Genomic DNA, 18,983 nt, shown 5'->3' with positions numbered 1-18,983 from the left:
TTACTGGAGGGTTTATCTTGTTCCGTAGAGAAAATCCGAAAAAAGATCTGCAGCGGCAGATATCGGGATTTCAGAACAGAAATACGACAGGAGTAAAAAGACATGAGCGGTAGTAATGATTTGACAAAGGGAAGCCTGATCAGAACGGTTATTTTGTTTGCCATCCCGTTTCTGCTGGCCAATTTGATCCAGGCCCTTTACGGTGCGGTGGATCTGATGATCGTGGGATGGTACTGTGAGAAGGAGGCGGTGGCGGCGGTCTCCACGGGTACCCAGGTCACCCAGATCATCACCAGTATTATCTCAGGGCTGACCATGAGCGGGACGGTGATGGTGGGCAGCTATGTGGGCAGGAAACGGCCGGAGGATGTGAAGGAGACCATCAGCACCAGCCTGTGCCTGTTTTTTATGACCGGCGTGGTACTGTCGGTGCTGCTGTTTCTATTTACAGTTCCGGTGCTGCGGATCCTAAAGACGCCGGAGGAGGCGTTTGCGCAGGCGAAGCAGTATGTGAATGTCTGTGCATGCGGCGTGGTGTTCATCTGCGGCTACAATGCCATCAGCGCGGTCTTAAGGGGTTACGGGGATTCCAAAAGCCCCCTGCTTTTTGTGGCGATCGCAGGCTGCATGAATGTGGCGGGAGATATTATCCTGGTAAAATATTTCGGTATGGGCGTGAAGGGGACGGCTCTGGCGACCATTGCTTCCCAGGGATTTTCCATGGTATGCGCCATGGTATATTTGAATCGTAGGGATTTTATTTTTAAATTCCATCTGTCTAATTTCAGGATTCATGGTCAGAAGGTGAGGGAGCTGATGCGGATCGGGATCCCCATCTCTCTGCAGGAATGCATGGTGCGGTTTTCCTTTCTCTATCTGACCTCTGTGACCAATGCCCTCGGGGTCTCGGCGGCCTCTGCGGTGGGGATCGCCAGCAAATACGACGTGTTCGCCATGCTGCCGGCCACCTCCATTGCCAGCGCTTTGGCGTCCATCGTGGCTCAGAACTATGGCGCGGGGAAGCATGAGAGGATGAACCGGTCCCTGTGGGTCGGCATTATGGCAGCAGCGCCGTTTTCTTTTGCATTCTTTTTGTGGGCGCAGTTCTCGCCGGAGACCATGATCGGTGTGTTTACAAAGGATGCATCTGTCATCGCTGCGGGAATCCCGTTTTTTAAGACCTGCAGCTATGATTATCTGTGCGTGCTCCTGGTGTTCGCCATGAACGGCTACTTAAACGGGCGCAGCAGGACCATCTTCACGATGCTCAGCTGCTGCTTCGGCGCCCTGGTGCTGCGCGTCCCCCTGATCTACCTGGTCTGCCGGTACGTGCCGGAAAATCTCGGCGTGATCGGCATGGTGGCGCCGGTGGTGTCCGGCATCATGGCGGTCTATACGACAGTTTATGTGCTGAGGCTTATGAGCGCAAGAGAGGCGGCAGTATAAAAAAGGTATAGGTAAAAGCTATACAGTTTATCATGATTATAGTATTTGACCAATGAGTAGAAATCGTGCATACTGTAACTAACAAGAAACACGAAAAATGCTCATTCAGGAGGAAAGTCAAAATGGTAAAGCTGTACGAAGGCGGCGCATATCTGGTAAACGGGACAGAGCTGGTTGCGGAAGCAGAGTCAGGGAAGGTTGCTGCGCTTACAGGAAGAGAGGCAAATAAGGAAGAGGCAAGAAAAGGCACGATCGCTTATTCGATCCTTGAGAAACACAATACGTCCGGGGATATGGAAAAGCTGAAGATCAAATTTGATTCCATGACTTCTCATGATATCACCTTTGTGGGGATCATCCAGACGGCAAAGGCGTCCGGTATGGAGAAGTTCCCACTCCCCTATGTGCTCACCAACTGTCACAACTCTCTCTGTGCCGTAGGCGGAACGATCAATGAGGACGATCATATATTTGGCCTGTCTGCCTGCAAGAAGTACGGCGGTATCTTTGTTCCTCCGCATATTGCGGTCATTCACCAGTATATGCGTGAGATGATGGCAGGCTGCGGCAGGATGATCCTTGGCTCCGACAGCCATACCCGCTACGGCGCCCTGGGTACCATGGCCATCGGCGAGGGCGGCGGCGAGCTGGTAAAACAGCTTCTGTGTGATACATACGATATCAGCTATCCCGGCGTGATCGCTATTTATCTGGACGGGGCGCCGAACCCGGGCGTTGGTCCTCAGGATATCGCCCTTGCGATCATCGGTTCCGTGTTCAAATGCGGCTATGTGAAGAATAAGGTAATGGAGTTTGTGGGACCGGGAGTTTCTTCCATGACCACCGACTTCCGCAACGGCGTGGACGTCATGACTACAGAGACTACCTGTCTGTCCTCCATCTGGAGAACGGATGGGGATACAAGGGAATATTTGACAGCCCACGGCAGGGGCGAGGATTATAAGGAGCTGAACCCGGCTGATGTCGCGTACTACGACGGTGTGGTATATGTGGACTTAAGCACCGTGAAGCCGATGATCGCCCTGCCGTTCCATCCCAGCAACACCTACGAGATTGATGAGCTGAATGCGAACCTGGGCGACATTTTGAGAAGCGTAGAGGTGGAAGCCACAAAGGTTACCGGCAACCCGGATTTAAACTTCTCCATGACCGACAAGATCGAAAACGGAAGGCTGCGTGCGACCCAGGGGATCATCGCGGGCTGTGCAGGCGGCAACTACACGAACGTGATGGAAGCGGCTCATATTTTAAGGGGCGCAAGCTGCGGCGCGGATGAGTTCTCCTTATCGGTATATCCATCCTCTCAGCCAGTCTATATCGACCTGGTGAAGAAGGGCGCGGTTGCGGATCTGATGGCGGCAGGCGCAGTATTAAAGACTGCATTCTGCGGACCCTGCTTCGGCGCGGGAGACACCCCGGCCAACAACGGCTTCTCCATCCGCCACACCACCCGCAACTTCCCGAACCGGGAAGGCTCCAAGCCGGGCGTAGGCCAGATGGCGGCAGTAGCCCTTATGGACGCACGTTCCATCGCGGCGACCGCGGCAAATGGCGGACTTCTCACCCCGGCCACTGCGGTTGTTGATGATTACAAGGTACCGGAATACACGTTTGACGACGCGGTTTACAAGGCAAGGATCTATCAGGGATACAAGAAGGAAGATGAGAGCGCCGAGCTGGTATACGGCCCGAACATCAAGGACTGGCCGGAGATGAGCCCGCTGACTGACAATATCCTGTTAAAGGTCTGCTCGAAGATCATGGACCCGGTCACCACGACCGATGAGCTGATCCCGTCCGGCGAGACCTCCTCCTACCGTTCCAATCCCCTGGGCCTGGCTGAGTTCACCCTGTCCAGAAGAGACCCGGAATATGTGGGCAGAAGTAAGTCTGTGGACCGGATCGAGAAGGCAAGAGCCGCAGGAAGCTGCCCGAGAAAGGCAGATCCGGAGCTGGAGGGCGTATTTGAAAAGATCAAAACGATTCCGGGAAATGAAGCGGTGAAAGCGTCTGAGACGGAGATCGGCAGTATGATCTATGCGGTGAAGCCGGGCGACGGTTCCGCACGTGAGCAGGCTGCCAGCTGCCAGCGGGTATTAGGCGGCCTGGCGAACATCTGTAAGGAGTATGCGACCAAGCGCTACCGTTCCAACGTGATGAACTGGGGGATGCTGCCGTTCCAGATGGAAGCGGAGCCGGAGTTTGAGGTAGGAGACTATATCTACGTTCCGGGCATCCGGGAAGCGCTGGACGGGGATATGAAGGATATAAAAGCCTACGTCATCGGGGACAGTGTAAAAGAGATCAGCCTCTTTATCGCCGACATGACGCCGGATGAGAAGAAGATCGTCAAGGCAGGATGCCTGATCAATTACAATAGAAACAGATAAGCATTCCCAAGCTACACGGCTTTCTGTTACTATAAATTCCATATGTAAGTTATAAGCAAAAGCAGAATAGACGGTGACCACGGTCACCGTTTATTCTGCTTTTGTCAGTGTTTCTATGAATGTTCCAACAGGGTCAAGGCCGTGTCGGTGTCCGTGACCAGTTCGTTGATAAACTGGTTCTTGACAGCCAGGGCCGTGATCTGTGCCTTATGCCTCCCATATACTACGGCAATCCGGTGGGGGGCCGCCAGGATGTCATCTGCCGGTACAGCCATGAGCTTCCGGTTCAGGTCAAGGTCTGCGATCTGTCCATTTTTATCCAATATATACCCGAAAATACTGCCGCAGCAGTGCTCTGCCGCCGCAATGTCCTTCTCGGTCAAGTAAGGGCGGAAGACCGGATTGATAAGGGGAAGACTGGAACGTCCTCCGATTCCGGTCAGAACAACCGACAGCTCCTTCGCCTTGCAGAGCGTGTTGTGGATATCCGGCTCTGCCAGCAGCCGGGATCTCACCTCCGGGCTGTTGATGTATAACGGGGTGTTCAGATAATGGATCGCGCCGAAGTAAGCAGCTGCAGCGGCGCGCACCAGTTCCCTGGACTCAGCGGCCGGATTAGACAGCGGCATGAAGCCCGCAAGCTGGATGGCGGCGATCGGGTTGTGGGCTTTCTGCGGAAGCTGCCCGACCACGGTCTGGATCGTCTTGCCCCAGGAGATGCCCAGCACGGAGTTGGGAACCAAAAGCTTGTTTAAATAGGCAGCCCCGACTTGTCCAACCTGCCGAAGGCTGTCAATGTAGGGAGTGTATTGGGTGTTGACCACGATCGCCTTTTTCAGAGGAAGCGTATCTAAAAGCTCCTGCTCCATGGATTTGTTACGCTCATTGGAAAAATTGATCTTGATCTCAACAATCTGTTCATTCCTGGCATCCTGAAGCAGCTTTGCCACTTTAAAGCGGCTGGTGTCAAAATGATCGGCAATCTCAACCTGGGTTTTCCCCTGATTGTAATACATGTCCGCCATCTCGGTCAGGGCGTCATACCGTTCCTTTTTGGATAGTCTTTCAAAGTCCACGTGTATCCCTCCTGTTGGATTTTCTTGGTTAAACTGTACCATATTCCATATGAAAATGCAAACAGGAATCTCATATGTATGTATTTTGTGCAAATGTGACAAAAAGAAAAAATATTATTAAACAAATGTGATATTGAAAAACAAATGATAAAATGATATCATCTGGATAGTAACAAATGTTAATTAAATTAACAAATGAGAAAAGACAGGAGGAGGTTATGGAAACAGGGCGTTTAAAAGGAATTATCGATCTGCACATTCATTCCGCGCCGGATGTCAGGGAGCGGAAGATGGATGACCTTCAGATCATGGAGGCGGCAGTTGCGCGCGGGGTGCGCGCGGTCGTGATCAAATCCCATCATGTGCCGACCGTGGACAGGGCGTATCTGGTAAACCGTGTGAAGGAAGAAAAATATGGAGGCTCGTCTGATTTCCAGATGTTCGGGGGGATCGCGCTGAACCGGTTTGTAGGGGGCTTAAATCCCTGGGCGGTGGAGACAGCCCTGAAGCTGGGCGGAAAGGTGGTATGGCTGCCGACCAACACATCGGAGAACCACTGTAAAAAGGAAGGCAAAGGCGATTTTGTATCCTGTGTGAAGGATGGCAGGGCAGTGGAGGAGCTGCAAGCTATTTTCCGTCTGATCCGGGATTATGATGCGGTGCTGGAAACCGGGCATATCTCTGCTGACGAGTGCTTTGCCGTAGCAGAAGCGGCCCGGGACGCAGGGGTGGAAAAAATTGTGATCACTCATCCGGAATTCCATATAGTGGGAATGACCTTAGAACAGCAGAAGCGTATCGTGAAGGATTACGGCGTGCTTCTGGAGCGTGTATATGCGCAGCCCATCGGAGGAGGGGATTACAAGATCAATCTGAAGGACAACGCAGAAGCCATGCGGGAGATCGGCTGTGAGCATTTCATCGTGGCAACCGACAGCGGGCAGATGCAGAACCCGGAGTGGTTCTGCACGATCAAAGCTTATGTGGATTATCTGTATGACGCGGGCTTCAGCCAGAAAGAGATCGATCAGATGACCAGGACAAATCCGGCAAAGATGCTTGGTATTTTATGAACAGGGGGATATAATGGAGAAGAAGGGTTTTAAGATATACGGGATGGAATGGTACATATTTGCATTTTTCGGAGCGGTTGTACTGCTGGCGATCTATTATGGGATCGTGCCGAATCAGCTGATCGGAGCGATCGCAGTTATGTTCACGCTGGGGATCATACTGGGGGAGATCGGCGAGCGGATCCCGATCTGGAATAAATACTGCGGCGGAGGCGCGATCCTTGCATTCTTAGTGTGCGGCCTGCTGACCTACAAGGGGATGATGCCGGAGGGCGTCGTGGCGATCTCTAAGGGATGGATGAACGACTACAGCTTCCTGAATCTGTTTATTGCGTTCCTGGTGGTGGGAAGCCTTCTTGGACTGGACCGGGATATGCTGATCAAATCCAGCGTGCTGTACCTGCCGGCGATTCTGGCCGGCCTTGTGGGGGCAGCCTTGTGCGGGATGCTTGGCGGAGTCCTGTTTGGTAAATCACCGGTTGAGATCCTGACCGCCTATGTCCTTCCGATCATGGGAGGCGGCGCCGGGGCGGGCGCTGTGCCTATGGCCCAGGTCTACGCGGACGTTACAGGGCAGGATTCTTCCAGCTACCTTTCCTTTGCGCTGGCGATCCTGGCCGTGGGAAATATCGTCTCCGTGGTTTTTGCGGTGATCCTGAATGCGGCAGGAGAGATCGTTCCGGCCATCACCGGAAAAGGGGAGCTGGTCCGGAAAGGGAAAAATATTGAGATCCAGAAGAAGGAAGAAATCCGTGTAACCATGGATGATGTGGCGGCGGGGATATTCCTGACGGCGGGATTCTTTATCCTGTCCCAGCTGGTGGCAAAGAAGCTGCTCCCGTCGATCTTTGGGGTGGCAATCCCGAACTTTGCCTACCTGATCATTTTTGCGGCCCTTGCCAATGTGTTAAACTTAATCCCGGAAAATCTAAAAAGCGGCGCGCAGAAATGCCAGCAGTTCTGCGGCAGCAAGCTGATCTGGATCCAGATGGTGGGCTGCGGCATCACGCTGATTGATTTTAATGAGATGCTTGGCGTTTTAAGTGTCGGGAATCTGGTGATCACAATTCTGATCGTCCTGGGAGCTGTCCTGGGAACCGCTTTGTTTGGCCTGCTCGTGGGATTTTACCCGGTGGAATGTGCGATCACGGCGGGACTGTGCATGGCAAATATGGGGGGAGCCGGAGACCTGGCGGTCCTCGGAGCGGCAAAGCGGATGAACTTAATGAGTTACGCGCAGATCTCTTCCCGGATCGGCGGCGCTGTGGTACTGCTGTTGGGAAGCCTGATCTTTCAGTTTTTATAAATGAATTTCATTTAACAAGGAGGAGCATATCATGAGAAAATTCAAAACCGTATTTATGCGTGGAGGCACCAGCAAGGGGTGCATGTTCCATAAGGAGGACTTACCGGCAGACCAGTCGGAGTGGGATAAAATATTTTTACAGTGCATGGGGGACCCGGACCCCAAGCAGATCGATGGCCTGGGCGGTACGGTATCTTCCAACAATAAGATCGTGATCGTCTGGAAGAGCCAGGAGCCGGATGTGGACGTGGAGTATCTGGTAGGACAGGTCATCGTCGGCAAGAGCCAGGTGGACTACAAGTCCAATTGCGGCAATATGACCGCTGCGGTAGGTCCTTATGCGGTGGAGGAGGGCATGGTGGATATTGTGGAGCCGGTAACAACGGTCCGCATGCTGAACCGGAATACGGATAAGCATATCCAGGTGACCGTGCCCATCGACCCCGCCACAAAAACCTTTGCCCAGGATGGGGACTGCGCGATCGCCGGTGTGGATGGAACGGCTGCGGAGCTGAAGGTAAAATTTATGAATCCGGCAGGGGCCAAGACCGGAAAACTGCTTCCCACCGGGAATGTAAAGGATATCCTGGACATTCCCGGGTTCGGGAACATCGAGGCCACCATTTTGGACGTGTCAAACCCGATGGTTCTGGTCCGTGCGGAGGATATCGGCATGACCGGCACCGAGCTTCCGGAGGAAGTGAACCAGAACAGCCGGGTCAGCGAACTGCTTGAGAAGATCCGGGGGACCGCTGCCTGCATGATGGGGTTTGCGAAGGATCTTGAGGATGCCACTCAGAACAGCCCGGCGGTGCCGAAGGTGGGATTTTTCACCACGCCGAAGGATTATACGGATATTGCGGGGCAGCAGGTAAAAAAAGAGGAGATGGATGTGTGTGCGCGTGTGATCTCCGTGTTCAAATGCCACAAGGCGTGCCCGCTGACTTCTGCCAGCTCCATTTCCGTGGCGGCATTTTTGGAAGGGTCCCTGCTCTATGATACTTTAGGCGCGCCGGAAGCAGGCGTGGAGACCGTGCGTATCGGCCATCCCAGCGGCGTGATGACTATGTGCCCGGAGATCGTTAAGGAGAACGGCGACATCGGATTGCCCAGCGTAGCGGTGCAGAGAACCGCAAGAAGGATCATGGACGGCACGGTGTATGTGAGAGAGTAGCCTGTCAGGACTGCGTTTCCAGGCTGCGGCAAAACGTTAAAAATCAAATGATAGAATAAAGGAGAATCCATATGGTTCAGTTATATGATCAGGGCGCTTATCTCATAAACGGAGAGAAGCTGGTGCCGGAACAGGATGCGGCTAAAGTAAAAGCCCTTACCGGAAAAGAAGTCAATCAGGAAGAAGCAGGAAAAGGCACCATGGCGTATTCCATCCTGGAAGCCCACAATACATCCGGTGATATGAAACAGTTAAAGCTTAAGTTTGATGCCATGACCTCCCACGATATCACGTTCGTAGGGATCATCCAGACTGCGAAAGCGTCCGGCATGGAGACGTTCCCACTTCCCTACGTGCTCACCAACTGTCACAATTCCCTGTGCGCGGTGGGCGGCACCATCAATGAGGACGACCATGTATTCGGCCTGTCGGCCTGTAAAAAATACGGCGGTATCTTCGTGCCTCCGCACATTGCAGTCATCCACCAGTATATGCGTGAAACGATGGCCGGAGGAGGGAAAATGATCCTCGGTTCTGACAGTCATACCCGCTACGGCGCATTGGGCACCATGGCGATCGGAGAGGGCGGCGGAGAGCTGGTAAAGCAGCTTCTGTGCGATACATACGATATCAGCTATCCGGGGGTGGTGGCAATCTATTTAGACGGCCAGGTTCAGCCGGGCGTAGGGCCTCAGGATATCGCTCTTGCGATCATCGGTTCCGTATTCAAATGCGGTTATGTGAAGAACAAGGTGATGGAGTTTGTGGGGCCGGGTATCTCCTCCATGACTACCGATTTCCGCAACGGTGTGGACGTGATGACCACGGAGACTACCTGTCTCTCCTCCATCTGGAGAACGGATGAAGATACAAAGGCATTTCTGACGGAGCATGGCAGAGGAGGGGATTTTAAAGCGCTGAACCCGGCAGATGTGGCTTACTACGACGGCGTGGTCTATGTGGACTTAAGTACGGTGAAACCCATGATCGCCCTGCCGTTCCATCCCAGCAACACCTACGAGATCGATGAGCTGAACGCCAATCTGGGGGATATTTTGAGAGGCATCGAGGTGGAAGCGGCGAAGATTTCCGGAAACCCGGATATCGATTTCAAGCTTACAGATAAGATTGAACATGGAAGGCTGCGCGCGACCCAGGGGATCATTGCAGGCTGCGCGGGCGGCAACTACACCAATGTGATGGAGGCGGCCCATATCTTAAAGGGCGCAAGCTGCGACGCGGACGAGTTCTCCTTATCGGTATACCCGTCTTCCCAGCCGGTGTATATCGATCTGGTGAAGAAGGGGGCGGTTGCGGATCTGATGGCGGCAGGCGCAGTGCTTAAGACCGCGTTCTGCGGACCGTGCTTTGGCGCAGGTGACACCCCCGCCAACAACGGATTCTCCATCCGTCATACCACCCGCAACTTCCCGAACCGGGAAGGCTCCAAGCCGGGAGTGGGCCAGATGGCGGCAGTGGCCCTTATGGATGCCCGCTCCATCGCGGCGACCGCCGCAAATGGAGGTCTTCTCACCTCAGCCACGGCAGTGATCGATGATTATAAGGTGCCGGAATACCATTTTGACGATGCGGTATATAAGGCGAGAATTTATCAGGGGTATCAAAAGGGCGATGAGAATGCGGCGCTGGTATACGGCCCGAACATCAAGGACTGGCCGGAGATGAGCCCGCTGACCGACAATATCCTTTTAAAGGTCTGCTCAAAGATCATGGACCCGGTGACCACGACAGACGAGCTGATCCCGTCCGGCGAGACCTCCTCCTACCGTTCCAACCCTCTGGGGCTGGCAGAGTTTACCTTATCCAGAAGGGACCCGGAGTATGTGGGCAGGAGTAAGGCCGTGGACCGGATCGAGAAGGCGAGAGCAGCGGGAGCCTGCCCGGTCAAGGCAGAGCCGGAGCTGGAAACGGTGTTTGAGATGATCCGGACGATTCCTGGCAATGAGAGCGTCAAGGCGTCCGAGACTGAGATCGGAAGCATGGTCTACGCGGTGAAGCCCGGCGACGGTTCCGCCCGCGAGCAGGCGGCAAGCTGCCAGAGGGTCATCGGCGGTCTGGCAAATATCTGTAAAGAGTACGCCACCAAACGTTACCGTTCCAACGTGATGAACTGGGGAATGCTGCCGTTCCAGATGGAAGCGGAGCCGGAATTCGAGGTGGGAGACTATATCTATGTACCGGGGATCAAGGCGGCCCTGGACGGGGATATGAGGGATATCAAAGCATATGTTATCGGGGATACCGTAAAGGAGATCAAGCTCTATATTGCGGAGATGACAGATGACGAAAAGAAGATCGTGAAGGCGGGGAGTCTGATCAATTATAACCGCAGCAGATAACCTTGTTTTATTGTCTTAATAAAACAGCGAAAGTCCGAAATCAAATCAAGATACTGTATATGATCTGGTTTCGGACTTTTCATCATAACCCTAAGACATCCGTGTCAGGAACGCCCTTTCCAATACAACTGCATCTTTTCTTTGGCAGTCTCCGCATCCATGGAGTACTTTTCCATGACCATGTTAAACGTACTGTCATAGGTCTGACCGAAGGCGAATCCGGCTTCGATCAGTGCCTGGATTCCTTTCTGTAACCCCTGCTCTAACCCCTTATTTTCCGCATAATCCAACATACTGCACATTGTAACATCCTCCTCTTTCCTGACATTCTTACAAAATGTTTCTTTCATATCCGCGTATCGGGAATCCTGCGCAAAGGCCTGGAGAAAATCGATCATAGCCTCCACATGCCGGATCCGGCGCTTTCCCTCGGGGCCTTCATAAAACTCCCTTTCCGTGCCGGTCCGGACCGCATGGAAGTAGTCCGCTATGATCCGGAAATCAGAGGTGAGCTGTTCCCGTATTTCCTTTGGCAGAAACGCTACCTCGATCAGATTGATATGATAGTTGGGAACCGTCCGGATCATTTTCTTCCAGTTTGGAAATCCTTTAATGATCGCTTCATGAATACTTTTTGGCGCACGCCAGCGTTTCATCCCGAAATACAGAACCCAGGTGATCACAGGATATTTTTCTGCTTCCTCCTCCTGGATCTTGTAGGATGCTCCGTCGTACCGCATGACGCGGAAAACCATGTCATAGTCCACATCGGTCTGGTTCTCCAGACCTAAAAGCATCATAACAGCGCCCAGCTTAGTATCAAACTTCGTCACGTCCCGGAGCTGTTCCCGGTTCCGGCCATCCTGCGCTTTGTAAATGGATACGGTGGGACCCGGCACAAGGGATTCCTCCGTCACGATCCGTGCTCCCTGGAAGCCTAATACGTTCACGATATCGGCAAAGACATCTTCACAATCCTCCAGCAGCTTTTCCTGAATATCTTTATCACCCAATGTGATACTCCTCCTTATAGTATACTGAATTTAAAATACAAATACAAGCGGTAATATATGAAACTACGAACATCAGCCGAACTTGGCTAAACACAGCAGGAAAGATACCCTGCCATAAGACTGTCTCTGGCGGACAGCGGATATTTCTGCGGTTGGAATCCGCAGGAATGATACCTCTCATCATGCCTCTGGCAGAAAGCTTCTGAGAAAAGTGAATTCAGTATAGCAGACAGAGGACGCTTCTGCAAGTGTTTTTTGTTTTGGGCAGAGCATTTGGGCAGAGCAGGGAATAAAAAACACGGGAGGGCTTAGAATGCCTCCCGTGTTTTCTCAATCATTGTTTTATCATAACAGTTCAGGACAAAATCTGTCCAGGCTGCTTACTTCAAAAGACCCTTACTTTTCAAGAAGTCCCTTGCAACGTCCTTCTCGTCCTTCTTATCGATCTCAACTGCATAGTTCATGGCGCGCATCTCGTCGTCCGAGATAAGGCCGGTGAGTTTTTCCAGAGTCTCCTCCAGCTTCGGGTATTTCTTGAGGGTATCCTGGCGGACAACGGTTGCTCCGTAGTAGGTGGCGAAAATGTGTTTATCATCCTCCAGGAGAGTGACGTCTGCGGCGCTTAACTGGGCGTCGGTGGTGTAGGCGTTAGTGACGTCGATCTCCTTGCCCTCCATCGCTTTGTATTTGAGGGCGATATCGATGTCCTTCACATCCTTAAAATCCATATTGTAGGCGGACGCCAGGTAGTTAAAGCCATCCTCGCGCTCCATGTAGTCCGGGTTGCCGCCGAAGACCAGCTTGTTTGAGACGGAAGCCAGATCAGAGAAGGTCTTCAGCTGATCCTGGTCAGCAGCTTCCTTCCGGACTGCCAGCACATAGGAGTTCTGGAATCCATAAAGGCCGGTCCAGTGAAGCCCCATCTCCTCATAGCCCTTCTGCAGATTCTCATAAAGGACGTCCGGATCGTTCTCCTGTTCCTTTTTCAGTACAGTGAGCCAGCCGGTGCCGGTGTATTCTGGATACAAGTCAAAATCACCCTTCAGCAGGGCGGGATGGATGTTGGTGGTACCGCCGCCCACTCCCTTGGTGATCTCCACCTTGACGCCGAGATCTTGTTCAATGAGCGCGCCCAGTATCTCCGTGAGCACATACTGTTCGGTCATGGGCTTGGATGCGATCTTGATGGTGCCCTGTTCCTTTTTCCCACAGGCGCTGAGGGAGAGCGCAGCAACAGCAGCGCCAACCATGGTGACAACAGCAATTCTTTTCTTGAGATTCTTTTTCATAATAGATTACCTCCTGTTATTTTAAATGATTCAATGCTTGATTCAACCGCCCACAAGCCTGCGGACAAAATCGGTTGCAGGATGATTCCTGACCTCAGTTGGCGTCCCGTCCTGAATGATCTGCCCCTCGTCCATGACCAGGACCCGGCTTCCCAGCTTTAAAGCTTCTTCAATGTCGTGGGTGATGAACACGATGGTGCCGCCAAGCTCTCCATGAATGCGCAGGATCTCTTCCTGCAGCTTCCGGCGGGTGATCTCGTCCACGGCTCCAAAAGGCTCGTCCATCAGGATGATTTTGGGCCGGTTCATCAGAGCGCGGGCGATGCCGGCCCTTTGGCGCTGTCCGCCGGACAGCTCGCTTGGATAGCGTGCCAGCATATCCGGAGAGAGACCGACGGTCTCGGCCAGCTCCCTGGCGCGTGCCGAGATGGCAGCTTTGTCTTTTTCTTTATAAAGATTCGGAACATAGCTGATATTTTTCTCGATGGTCATGTGGGGGAAGAGGCCGATCTCCTGGATGACATAACCGATATTCCGGCGCAGTTCGTGGATGTCGGTCCGGGCGATGTCCTCGCCGTTGATCCGTACCGTGCCTTTTTCCGGTGTCAAAAGACCGTTCATCAGCTTCAGTGCGGTTGTCTTGCCGCAGCCGGAGCTGCCGATGATCGTGAGGAAGGTCCCCTGTTCCACAGTCAGGTTGAAATGCTCCAGTATCCGCTGCTCCCCGTAGGAAGCAGTGATGTCTGTCAGTTCGATGACACTCATAACATTCTCCATTCTTCATTACTTCCGGCCCTTTATACACTGGCCTTTTTGTGTGCCGTCCTTTTAAAAGGAAGATGCCCTTAAGGTGCAAGATGCCATTTCTTTCGGATATGGCGCTCGATAAAGGCTACAAGCTGGTCAGAAAAAAGCGCGACAGCGGCGATCAGGATACTTCCGGCATAGGTCATGGCGGCATTGTTGGTGGTAATGCCGCGGTAGATGGCTACGCCCAGCCCTCCAGCTCCGATATAAGATGCAATACCGCTTAAAGCGATGGTCATGACGACCATGCTGCGGATCCCGGAGACAATGACAGGGAGCGCTAAGGGTAGTTTTACCTTGTAGAGGATCTGCCAGGGCGTGCTGCCCATCCCTCTCGCCACTTCAAGGACGGAAGGTTCGATGGTGGTGATCCCGGTGTAGGTATTGCGGACCATGGGCAGCAGGCCGTAGATGGTCAGTGCGATGGTGGCAGTCTTATCACCGATCCCTGTCAGCGGGATCAAAAATCCCAGCATGGAAATGGACGGGATCGTATAGGCGATATTGATGACCCCGATGATCCAGGTGGAATATTTCCGGTATTCGCTGATCAGGACGCCCAGTACCAGGCCGATCGTGCCGGAGATCAGGATAGCCGTCGCAGCGATCCGGATATGCTGAAATATCAGTTCCTGGAAAAAGGGCCAGCGGTCTGCATAGAGAGAAAAAATTTCATAAATCATACGGAATAACCCCGGTTTCTGTTAGTCTGTGAAACATTGTTATATTCTATCACGATATGGGGGGATTTACAACCAGTTGTCATTTTGTGGGATCTTCACCAGGACGGCGACAGAGCATATTTAAGAAAGAAACTGGTTATCATTCTCAATTTCTTATGTTATACTAAAAATATACAAATCGTCACCCGCGATATTAAGAAAGGGGGAGTCAAAGATGTTTGAATTATTGAGTGAAAAAAATGAGAACAGATTTACATGGGATTTGATCGGCAACATTCCAGAGGGCAGGAGCAATCTGGGAGAGGGCATGCCGGTGCTTGTGTACCGGCTTTTTCAGTATACATTAAAGGATGAACTGACTGCACGTTTTGGAAAAGAAGAGGCTGCTCATATATTCCGCAGCGCGGGAGAGCTGGCGGGGAAGGAGTTCGCTTCCCATATGCTGGATCTGTCACTTCCGCTGTATCCGTTCATGGCGCATCTTCAGACGGTTCTGGAGGAGACGCGCATCGGTATCCTGCGTGTGGAGCGGTTCGACCCCGATACAGGAGATGCGGTCCTGACCGTTGCGGAGGACCTGGACTGCTCCGGGCTTCCCATTATGGGGGAGACAGTCTGCAATTACGATGAAGGGTATCTGGCTGGTATTTTGAAGGTTTATACCCACAAAGACTATGTGGTCACGGAGATCGACTGCTGGGCGACCGGCTCCAGAGTATGCCGGTTTGAGGCAAAAGTAAAAAAACAAAAAGAGAAATGCGATGAATGAAAACATTGGTATCATTTTAGAACAGATCAGGAATATCCTCCTGAATAAACCCATACCGGACGGGCTGAAAACGGATGATGAGGAATTTGCAGGACTGGAGGAGGCTGTTTTGTATCTTTCAGGCTGCATGACAGAGGTGAATGCATTTTTAAAAAGTGTAGCTGAGGGGAATCTGGAGACAGAGGTGCCGGGCAGGCACAATCTTATGGCCGGAGCCTTAAAAGAGCTGCACGCCAGTTTAAAGCATCTGGCATGGCAGGCCAACCAGGTGGCAAATGGGGATTACAGCCAGCATGTGAGTTTTATGGGCGAGTTCTCGGATTCCTTCAACCGTATGGTCAGCCAGCTTGCTGAGCGGGAAGCAAAACTCAAAGAGCAGTCTGTCGCCCTTGCCGAATCTGTCCAGCTGATGAAATCGGTTATGGACGGTATGAAAGACTGGATCGTGGTCATGGAAAAGGACAGCGGCAAGATTATCTATGAAAATGAAGCGGCAGGGGAGAGCTTTTATGATGAGCAGACTAAAAGGACGGCGTGCGGCCTTCCCTGTGAGCTTCTTGACCAGCTGAGACGGGAAGCCAGAGGACAGGGCGTCTGGGAGTTTCAGTGTCCTGTGGGCGGCAAGACGCTGAGGATCCGTTCCTTCCTGGTCCAGTGGAATGAGAATCTTGCTTATGCCCATCATATTACAGATGTGACCAATGAAAAGGCGTACCAGGAGCAGATAGAGACCATGGCTTTCCAGGACGAGCTGACCGGGGTCTATAACCGGCGTTATACCATGGCCAGGCTGGAAGAACTGCTGAGACAGAAGCAGGGTTTTGCTTTTTGTATGCTGGATCTGGATCATTTAAAAGCAGTGAACGACACGCTTGGTCATCATGCGGGGGACAACTATATCCGGTCGGTCATTGCAGAGCTTCAGAAGATCGTGCGGTTTAGCGATATCATAGGAAGGATCGGAGGAGATGAATTTTCCGTGATCCTTCCCGACTGCAGCGAGTCTTCCGCCGAGGAGAAGATGCTGCTGTTAAATGAGCGCCTCAGAGCGGGGAAGGAGATCTATCCCATGTCTGTCAGCTATGGGGTGATCTATGTGGAACCGGAACAGAAGCTTTCCGCCGAGACCGTGATGGCAAGAGCCGACGGAAAGATGTATCAGTCCAAGAAATCAAAGAAATAAGAGCTATGTGGTATGGAGCAGGTTTTTACGCTGCCAGTTGCCGGTCCGGTACCAGAGATAGGAGATCAGATAGTTGACAAACCATCCAAGGGGCACGGCGTACCATACGAACTGGATTCCCCAGATGGGAGAACAGAGCTGGGCTACCGCCACACGGATAGAAAGGTTGACTAAGTTGGCGATCATATAAACCTTTACATCCCCTGCGCCGCGCAGCACCCCGTCGGTACACGCTTTAAAACCTAAAAAGCTAAAAAAGAAGCCTACAAACCTGAGATATCCGGCCCCGGTGGCGTAAGCGACGGGAGAGGCTTCGATATCTATAAACGCTGACAAGATCGGCGTATAGAAAAACTGGCAGACCAGGCACAGGAGCACGCCGAAGGACAGGATGATGCCATAGGAGATCCGGTAGCCTTTCTTCACACGGTCGGTCTGGCCTGCTCCCAGGTTTTGGGCGGTGAATGTGGAGACTGCATTTCCGGTGGCGATCATCGGCACAATGCCGATGGATTCCAAACGCATGCCGGCTGAGTATCCAGCCAGGGCAGAGGAGCCGAACTGGTTGACTGCCGACTGGGTGAGGAGCATTCCGACGCTGACGATAGACTGCTGAATGATGGACGGGACCGCGATGCGGGTTCCGTCCTTTACCATTTTAAAGTCAAATACAGCAGGTTTTTCATCGACAGGATAGGTACGCAGGAAAAACATCAGGATCAGGAACGAGAGCAGGGAAGAAATACCCTGGGCGATTACCGTTGCGATCGCTACGCCTGCCACGCCAAGCCCCAGTCCCAGTACCATCCACAGATCCAGGAAGATGTTCAGCACGGAGGAGAAGATCAGGAGCGCTAAAGGGATACCGGATTTTCCAAGGGCGTTAAAATTGGCAGCAAGCACGTTATACATGAACATGAAAGGCAGCCCGCAGAAATAGATCTGCAGATAGAGTATAGCGTCTGCATAGATATTGTCCGGGGTCTTGAGCACCGTCAGGATGGTGGGATTGTATAGAAATCCCAGGCAGGCCAGGCATGCGCTTAAGACCAGAAAAGAGAGCAGGAACGTATAGATGGAGGTTTTCATCTGCCGGTATTTGCCGGCGCCCAGATACTGGCTGGTCAGGACGGAAGCTCCGATACCTCCGCCTATGGCGATCATGATGAACACATTGGTAAAAGAGTAGGATGCGCCCACTGCGGCGAGGGCATTCTCTCCCACGAACCTGCCGACGATGACAGAGTCCGCCATATTATAAAACTGCTGGAACAGGTTTCCGATGATCATCGGAAGTGCAAAGAAAAACAGGGAACGCCCGGGAGCGCCCGTAAGCAGTGTCTGTTTATGTTTCATGGTAATCGTAAACCTCCTTTATCATGCGGATAAATAACTGGTCGGCTTTTGAGAGAAAGCCGTCCGTCAGGGAAGCGATGCACATATCCCAGCAGGCTCCATATTTGGTATCGATGGAGAACAGGGCAGGACGGTATTCATGGGATGCGATCTGGGAATACTGCAGCGGGACCAGGGTCACGCCCATCCCCTGAGCGGCAAGAAGCTGGGCCGTCTCAAAATTGCGTATGGTCAGTGCGATATCCGGCTGATGGATCCCGGCTCTCAGAAGCACCTGGTCCGTGATCTGGCGGATACGCTGTTCCTGGCGCAGCATCAGGAACCGTTCATTTTTTAAAAGCTTCACATCCAGGACCGGATAGGGGTACCCTTCCTGTTCCACGGCCTGCGCCTTCAGCTCATGGTTTGGGGAGATCGCGATGACAAATGGGTCCGTCGTCATCACATCATACCGGATTCTGGGCTGGGTACGGCTGGCCGGCGGGGCGTGCATGATAGCAAAGTCCAGTTCCCCGGCCAGGAGCATCTGTTCCAGTTTAGATGACGTCTCCTCTGTGATATGCAGCTCCACATGAGAGCAGATCTCCCTAAATCTCGGGAGCACACGGGCAAGGGTCAGGGTGCCTAAATGATTGGTGATGCCAAACTGGATGCGCCCGGTCTTTAAATTGTTGATATCGCTGATCTCCAGCTCGAAATCCTCATACATCTTGAGAACCTGGGAGGCCATATGGCAGTACCGTTCACCGGCAAAGGTCAGGGTCAGCCCGTTTGTTGTGCGGACAAACAGCGGGGTTCCCACGGACTCCTCGATGCGCTGGATGGACTGGCTCAATGACGGCTGGGCGATAAAGAGCTTTTTCGCGGCCTTCGAGATATTCTTTTCCTCCGCCACGGTTTTTACATATAACAGTTCTTTACTGGTCATTTATTTTCCCTCCAATATTGTAAAATTATAATACATTTCTTTAAAAATGTCATCTTTTCCTATAACGATTTTCCGGACAGCCCAAAATAAAAAGTTTACGTTGACTTGT

15 protein-coding genes are annotated in these 18,983 nt (G+C 52.5%); 8 read left to right on the top strand and 7 right to left on the bottom strand.

Features of this window, described 5'->3' with window-relative positions:
* Positions 1–102 precede the first annotated feature (102 nt).
* Together AB1I67_RS16495 and AB1I67_RS16490 are read left to right on the top strand one after the other, a co-directional pair.
* Entirely contained in the window at positions 103–1,446 is a 1,344-nt protein-coding gene (locus AB1I67_RS16495) for an MATE family efflux transporter (protein WP_367031004.1), read from the top strand.
* 122 nt (positions 1,447–1,568) lie between these two features.
* Positions 1,569–3,857, top strand: coding sequence for a hydratase (locus AB1I67_RS16490; protein WP_367031002.1), 2,289 nt, complete (start codon positions 1,569–1,571; stop codon positions 3,855–3,857).
* 113 nt (positions 3,858–3,970) lie between these two features.
* On the opposite strand, the gene AB1I67_RS16485 is transcribed toward AB1I67_RS16490, so the two are convergent.
* Complete coding sequence (locus AB1I67_RS16485) at positions 3,971–4,933, bottom strand: sugar-binding domain-containing protein (RefSeq protein WP_367031001.1); 963 nt, start codon at positions 4,931–4,933, stop codon at positions 3,971–3,973.
* Positions 4,934–5,151: 218 nt separating this feature from the next.
* On the opposite strand from AB1I67_RS16485, the gene AB1I67_RS16480 reads away from it, so the two are divergent.
* The 4 genes from AB1I67_RS16480 (at position 5,152) to AB1I67_RS16465 (ending at position 10,846) form a co-directional block, all read left to right on the top strand.
* Entirely contained in the window at positions 5,152–6,006 is an 855-nt protein-coding gene (locus AB1I67_RS16480) for a DUF6282 family protein (protein WP_367031000.1), read from the top strand.
* A gap of 13 nt (positions 6,007–6,019) precedes the next feature.
* A complete protein-coding gene (locus AB1I67_RS16475; RefSeq protein WP_367030998.1) occupies positions 6,020–7,312 on the top strand; it encodes a 2-hydroxycarboxylate transporter family protein in 1,293 nt (430 codons plus the stop codon).
* A gap of 31 nt (positions 7,313–7,343) precedes the next feature.
* Positions 7,344–8,486 (top strand): PrpF domain-containing protein, encoded by a 1,143-nt coding sequence (locus AB1I67_RS16470; RefSeq protein ID WP_367030996.1) that lies wholly within the window; start codon positions 7,344–7,346, stop codon positions 8,484–8,486.
* Between the two features lie 71 nt (positions 8,487–8,557).
* Entirely contained in the window at positions 8,558–10,846 is a 2,289-nt protein-coding gene (locus AB1I67_RS16465; RefSeq protein WP_367030995.1) for a hydratase, read from the top strand.
* 104 nt (positions 10,847–10,950) lie between these two features.
* Here the strand turns inward: AB1I67_RS16465 and AB1I67_RS16460 are convergent, their stop codons facing one another.
* The 4 genes from AB1I67_RS16460 to AB1I67_RS16445 form a co-directional block, all read right to left on the bottom strand.
* The gene (locus AB1I67_RS16460) at positions 10,951–11,859 is read right to left on the bottom strand and encodes an Rpn family recombination-promoting nuclease/putative transposase (RefSeq protein WP_367030994.1); all 909 of its coding nucleotides are present in this window, start codon (positions 11,857–11,859) and stop codon (positions 10,951–10,953) included.
* A gap of 380 nt (positions 11,860–12,239) precedes the next feature.
* Positions 12,240–13,148, bottom strand: coding sequence for a glycine betaine ABC transporter substrate-binding protein (locus tag AB1I67_RS16455; protein WP_367030992.1), 909 nt, complete (start codon positions 13,146–13,148; stop codon positions 12,240–12,242).
* Between the two features lie 42 nt (positions 13,149–13,190).
* Positions 13,191–13,913, bottom strand: coding sequence for an ABC transporter ATP-binding protein (locus AB1I67_RS16450; RefSeq protein WP_367032631.1), 723 nt, complete (start codon positions 13,911–13,913; stop codon positions 13,191–13,193).
* A gap of 80 nt (positions 13,914–13,993) precedes the next feature.
* On the bottom strand, positions 13,994–14,638 hold the full coding sequence (locus AB1I67_RS16445; protein ID WP_367030991.1) for an ABC transporter permease: 645 nt from the start codon (positions 14,636–14,638) through the stop codon (positions 13,994–13,996).
* A gap of 214 nt (positions 14,639–14,852) precedes the next feature.
* On the opposite strand from AB1I67_RS16445, the gene AB1I67_RS16440 reads away from it, so the two are divergent.
* The gene (locus AB1I67_RS16440; RefSeq protein WP_367030989.1) at positions 14,853–15,407 is read left to right on the top strand and encodes a 4-vinyl reductase; all 555 of its coding nucleotides are present in this window, start codon (positions 14,853–14,855) and stop codon (positions 15,405–15,407) included.
* Positions 15,400–16,590, top strand: coding sequence for a diguanylate cyclase (locus tag AB1I67_RS16435; RefSeq protein ID WP_367030987.1), 1,191 nt, complete (start codon positions 15,400–15,402; stop codon positions 16,588–16,590). Before AB1I67_RS16440 ends, AB1I67_RS16435 begins: the two co-directional genes overlap by 8 nt.
* 3 nt (positions 16,591–16,593) lie before the next feature.
* On the opposite strand, the gene AB1I67_RS16430 is transcribed toward AB1I67_RS16435, so the two are convergent.
* The gene (locus AB1I67_RS16430; protein WP_367030986.1) at positions 16,594–17,946 is read right to left on the bottom strand and encodes an MATE family efflux transporter; all 1,353 of its coding nucleotides are present in this window, start codon (positions 17,944–17,946) and stop codon (positions 16,594–16,596) included.
* Complete coding sequence (locus AB1I67_RS16425) at positions 17,936–18,874, bottom strand: LysR family transcriptional regulator (protein WP_367030985.1); 939 nt, start codon at positions 18,872–18,874, stop codon at positions 17,936–17,938. Before AB1I67_RS16425 ends, AB1I67_RS16430 begins: the two co-directional genes overlap by 11 nt.
* Between the last annotated feature and the right edge of the window lie 109 nt (positions 18,875–18,983).

The organism is Clostridium sp. AN503, assembly GCF_040719375.1.
Classification (GTDB): domain Bacteria; phylum Bacillota; class Clostridia; order Lachnospirales; family Lachnospiraceae; genus Brotaphodocola.
Note: the sequence above shows the minus strand (reverse complement) of the source record. Positions and strands in the feature narration are given on the sequence as shown.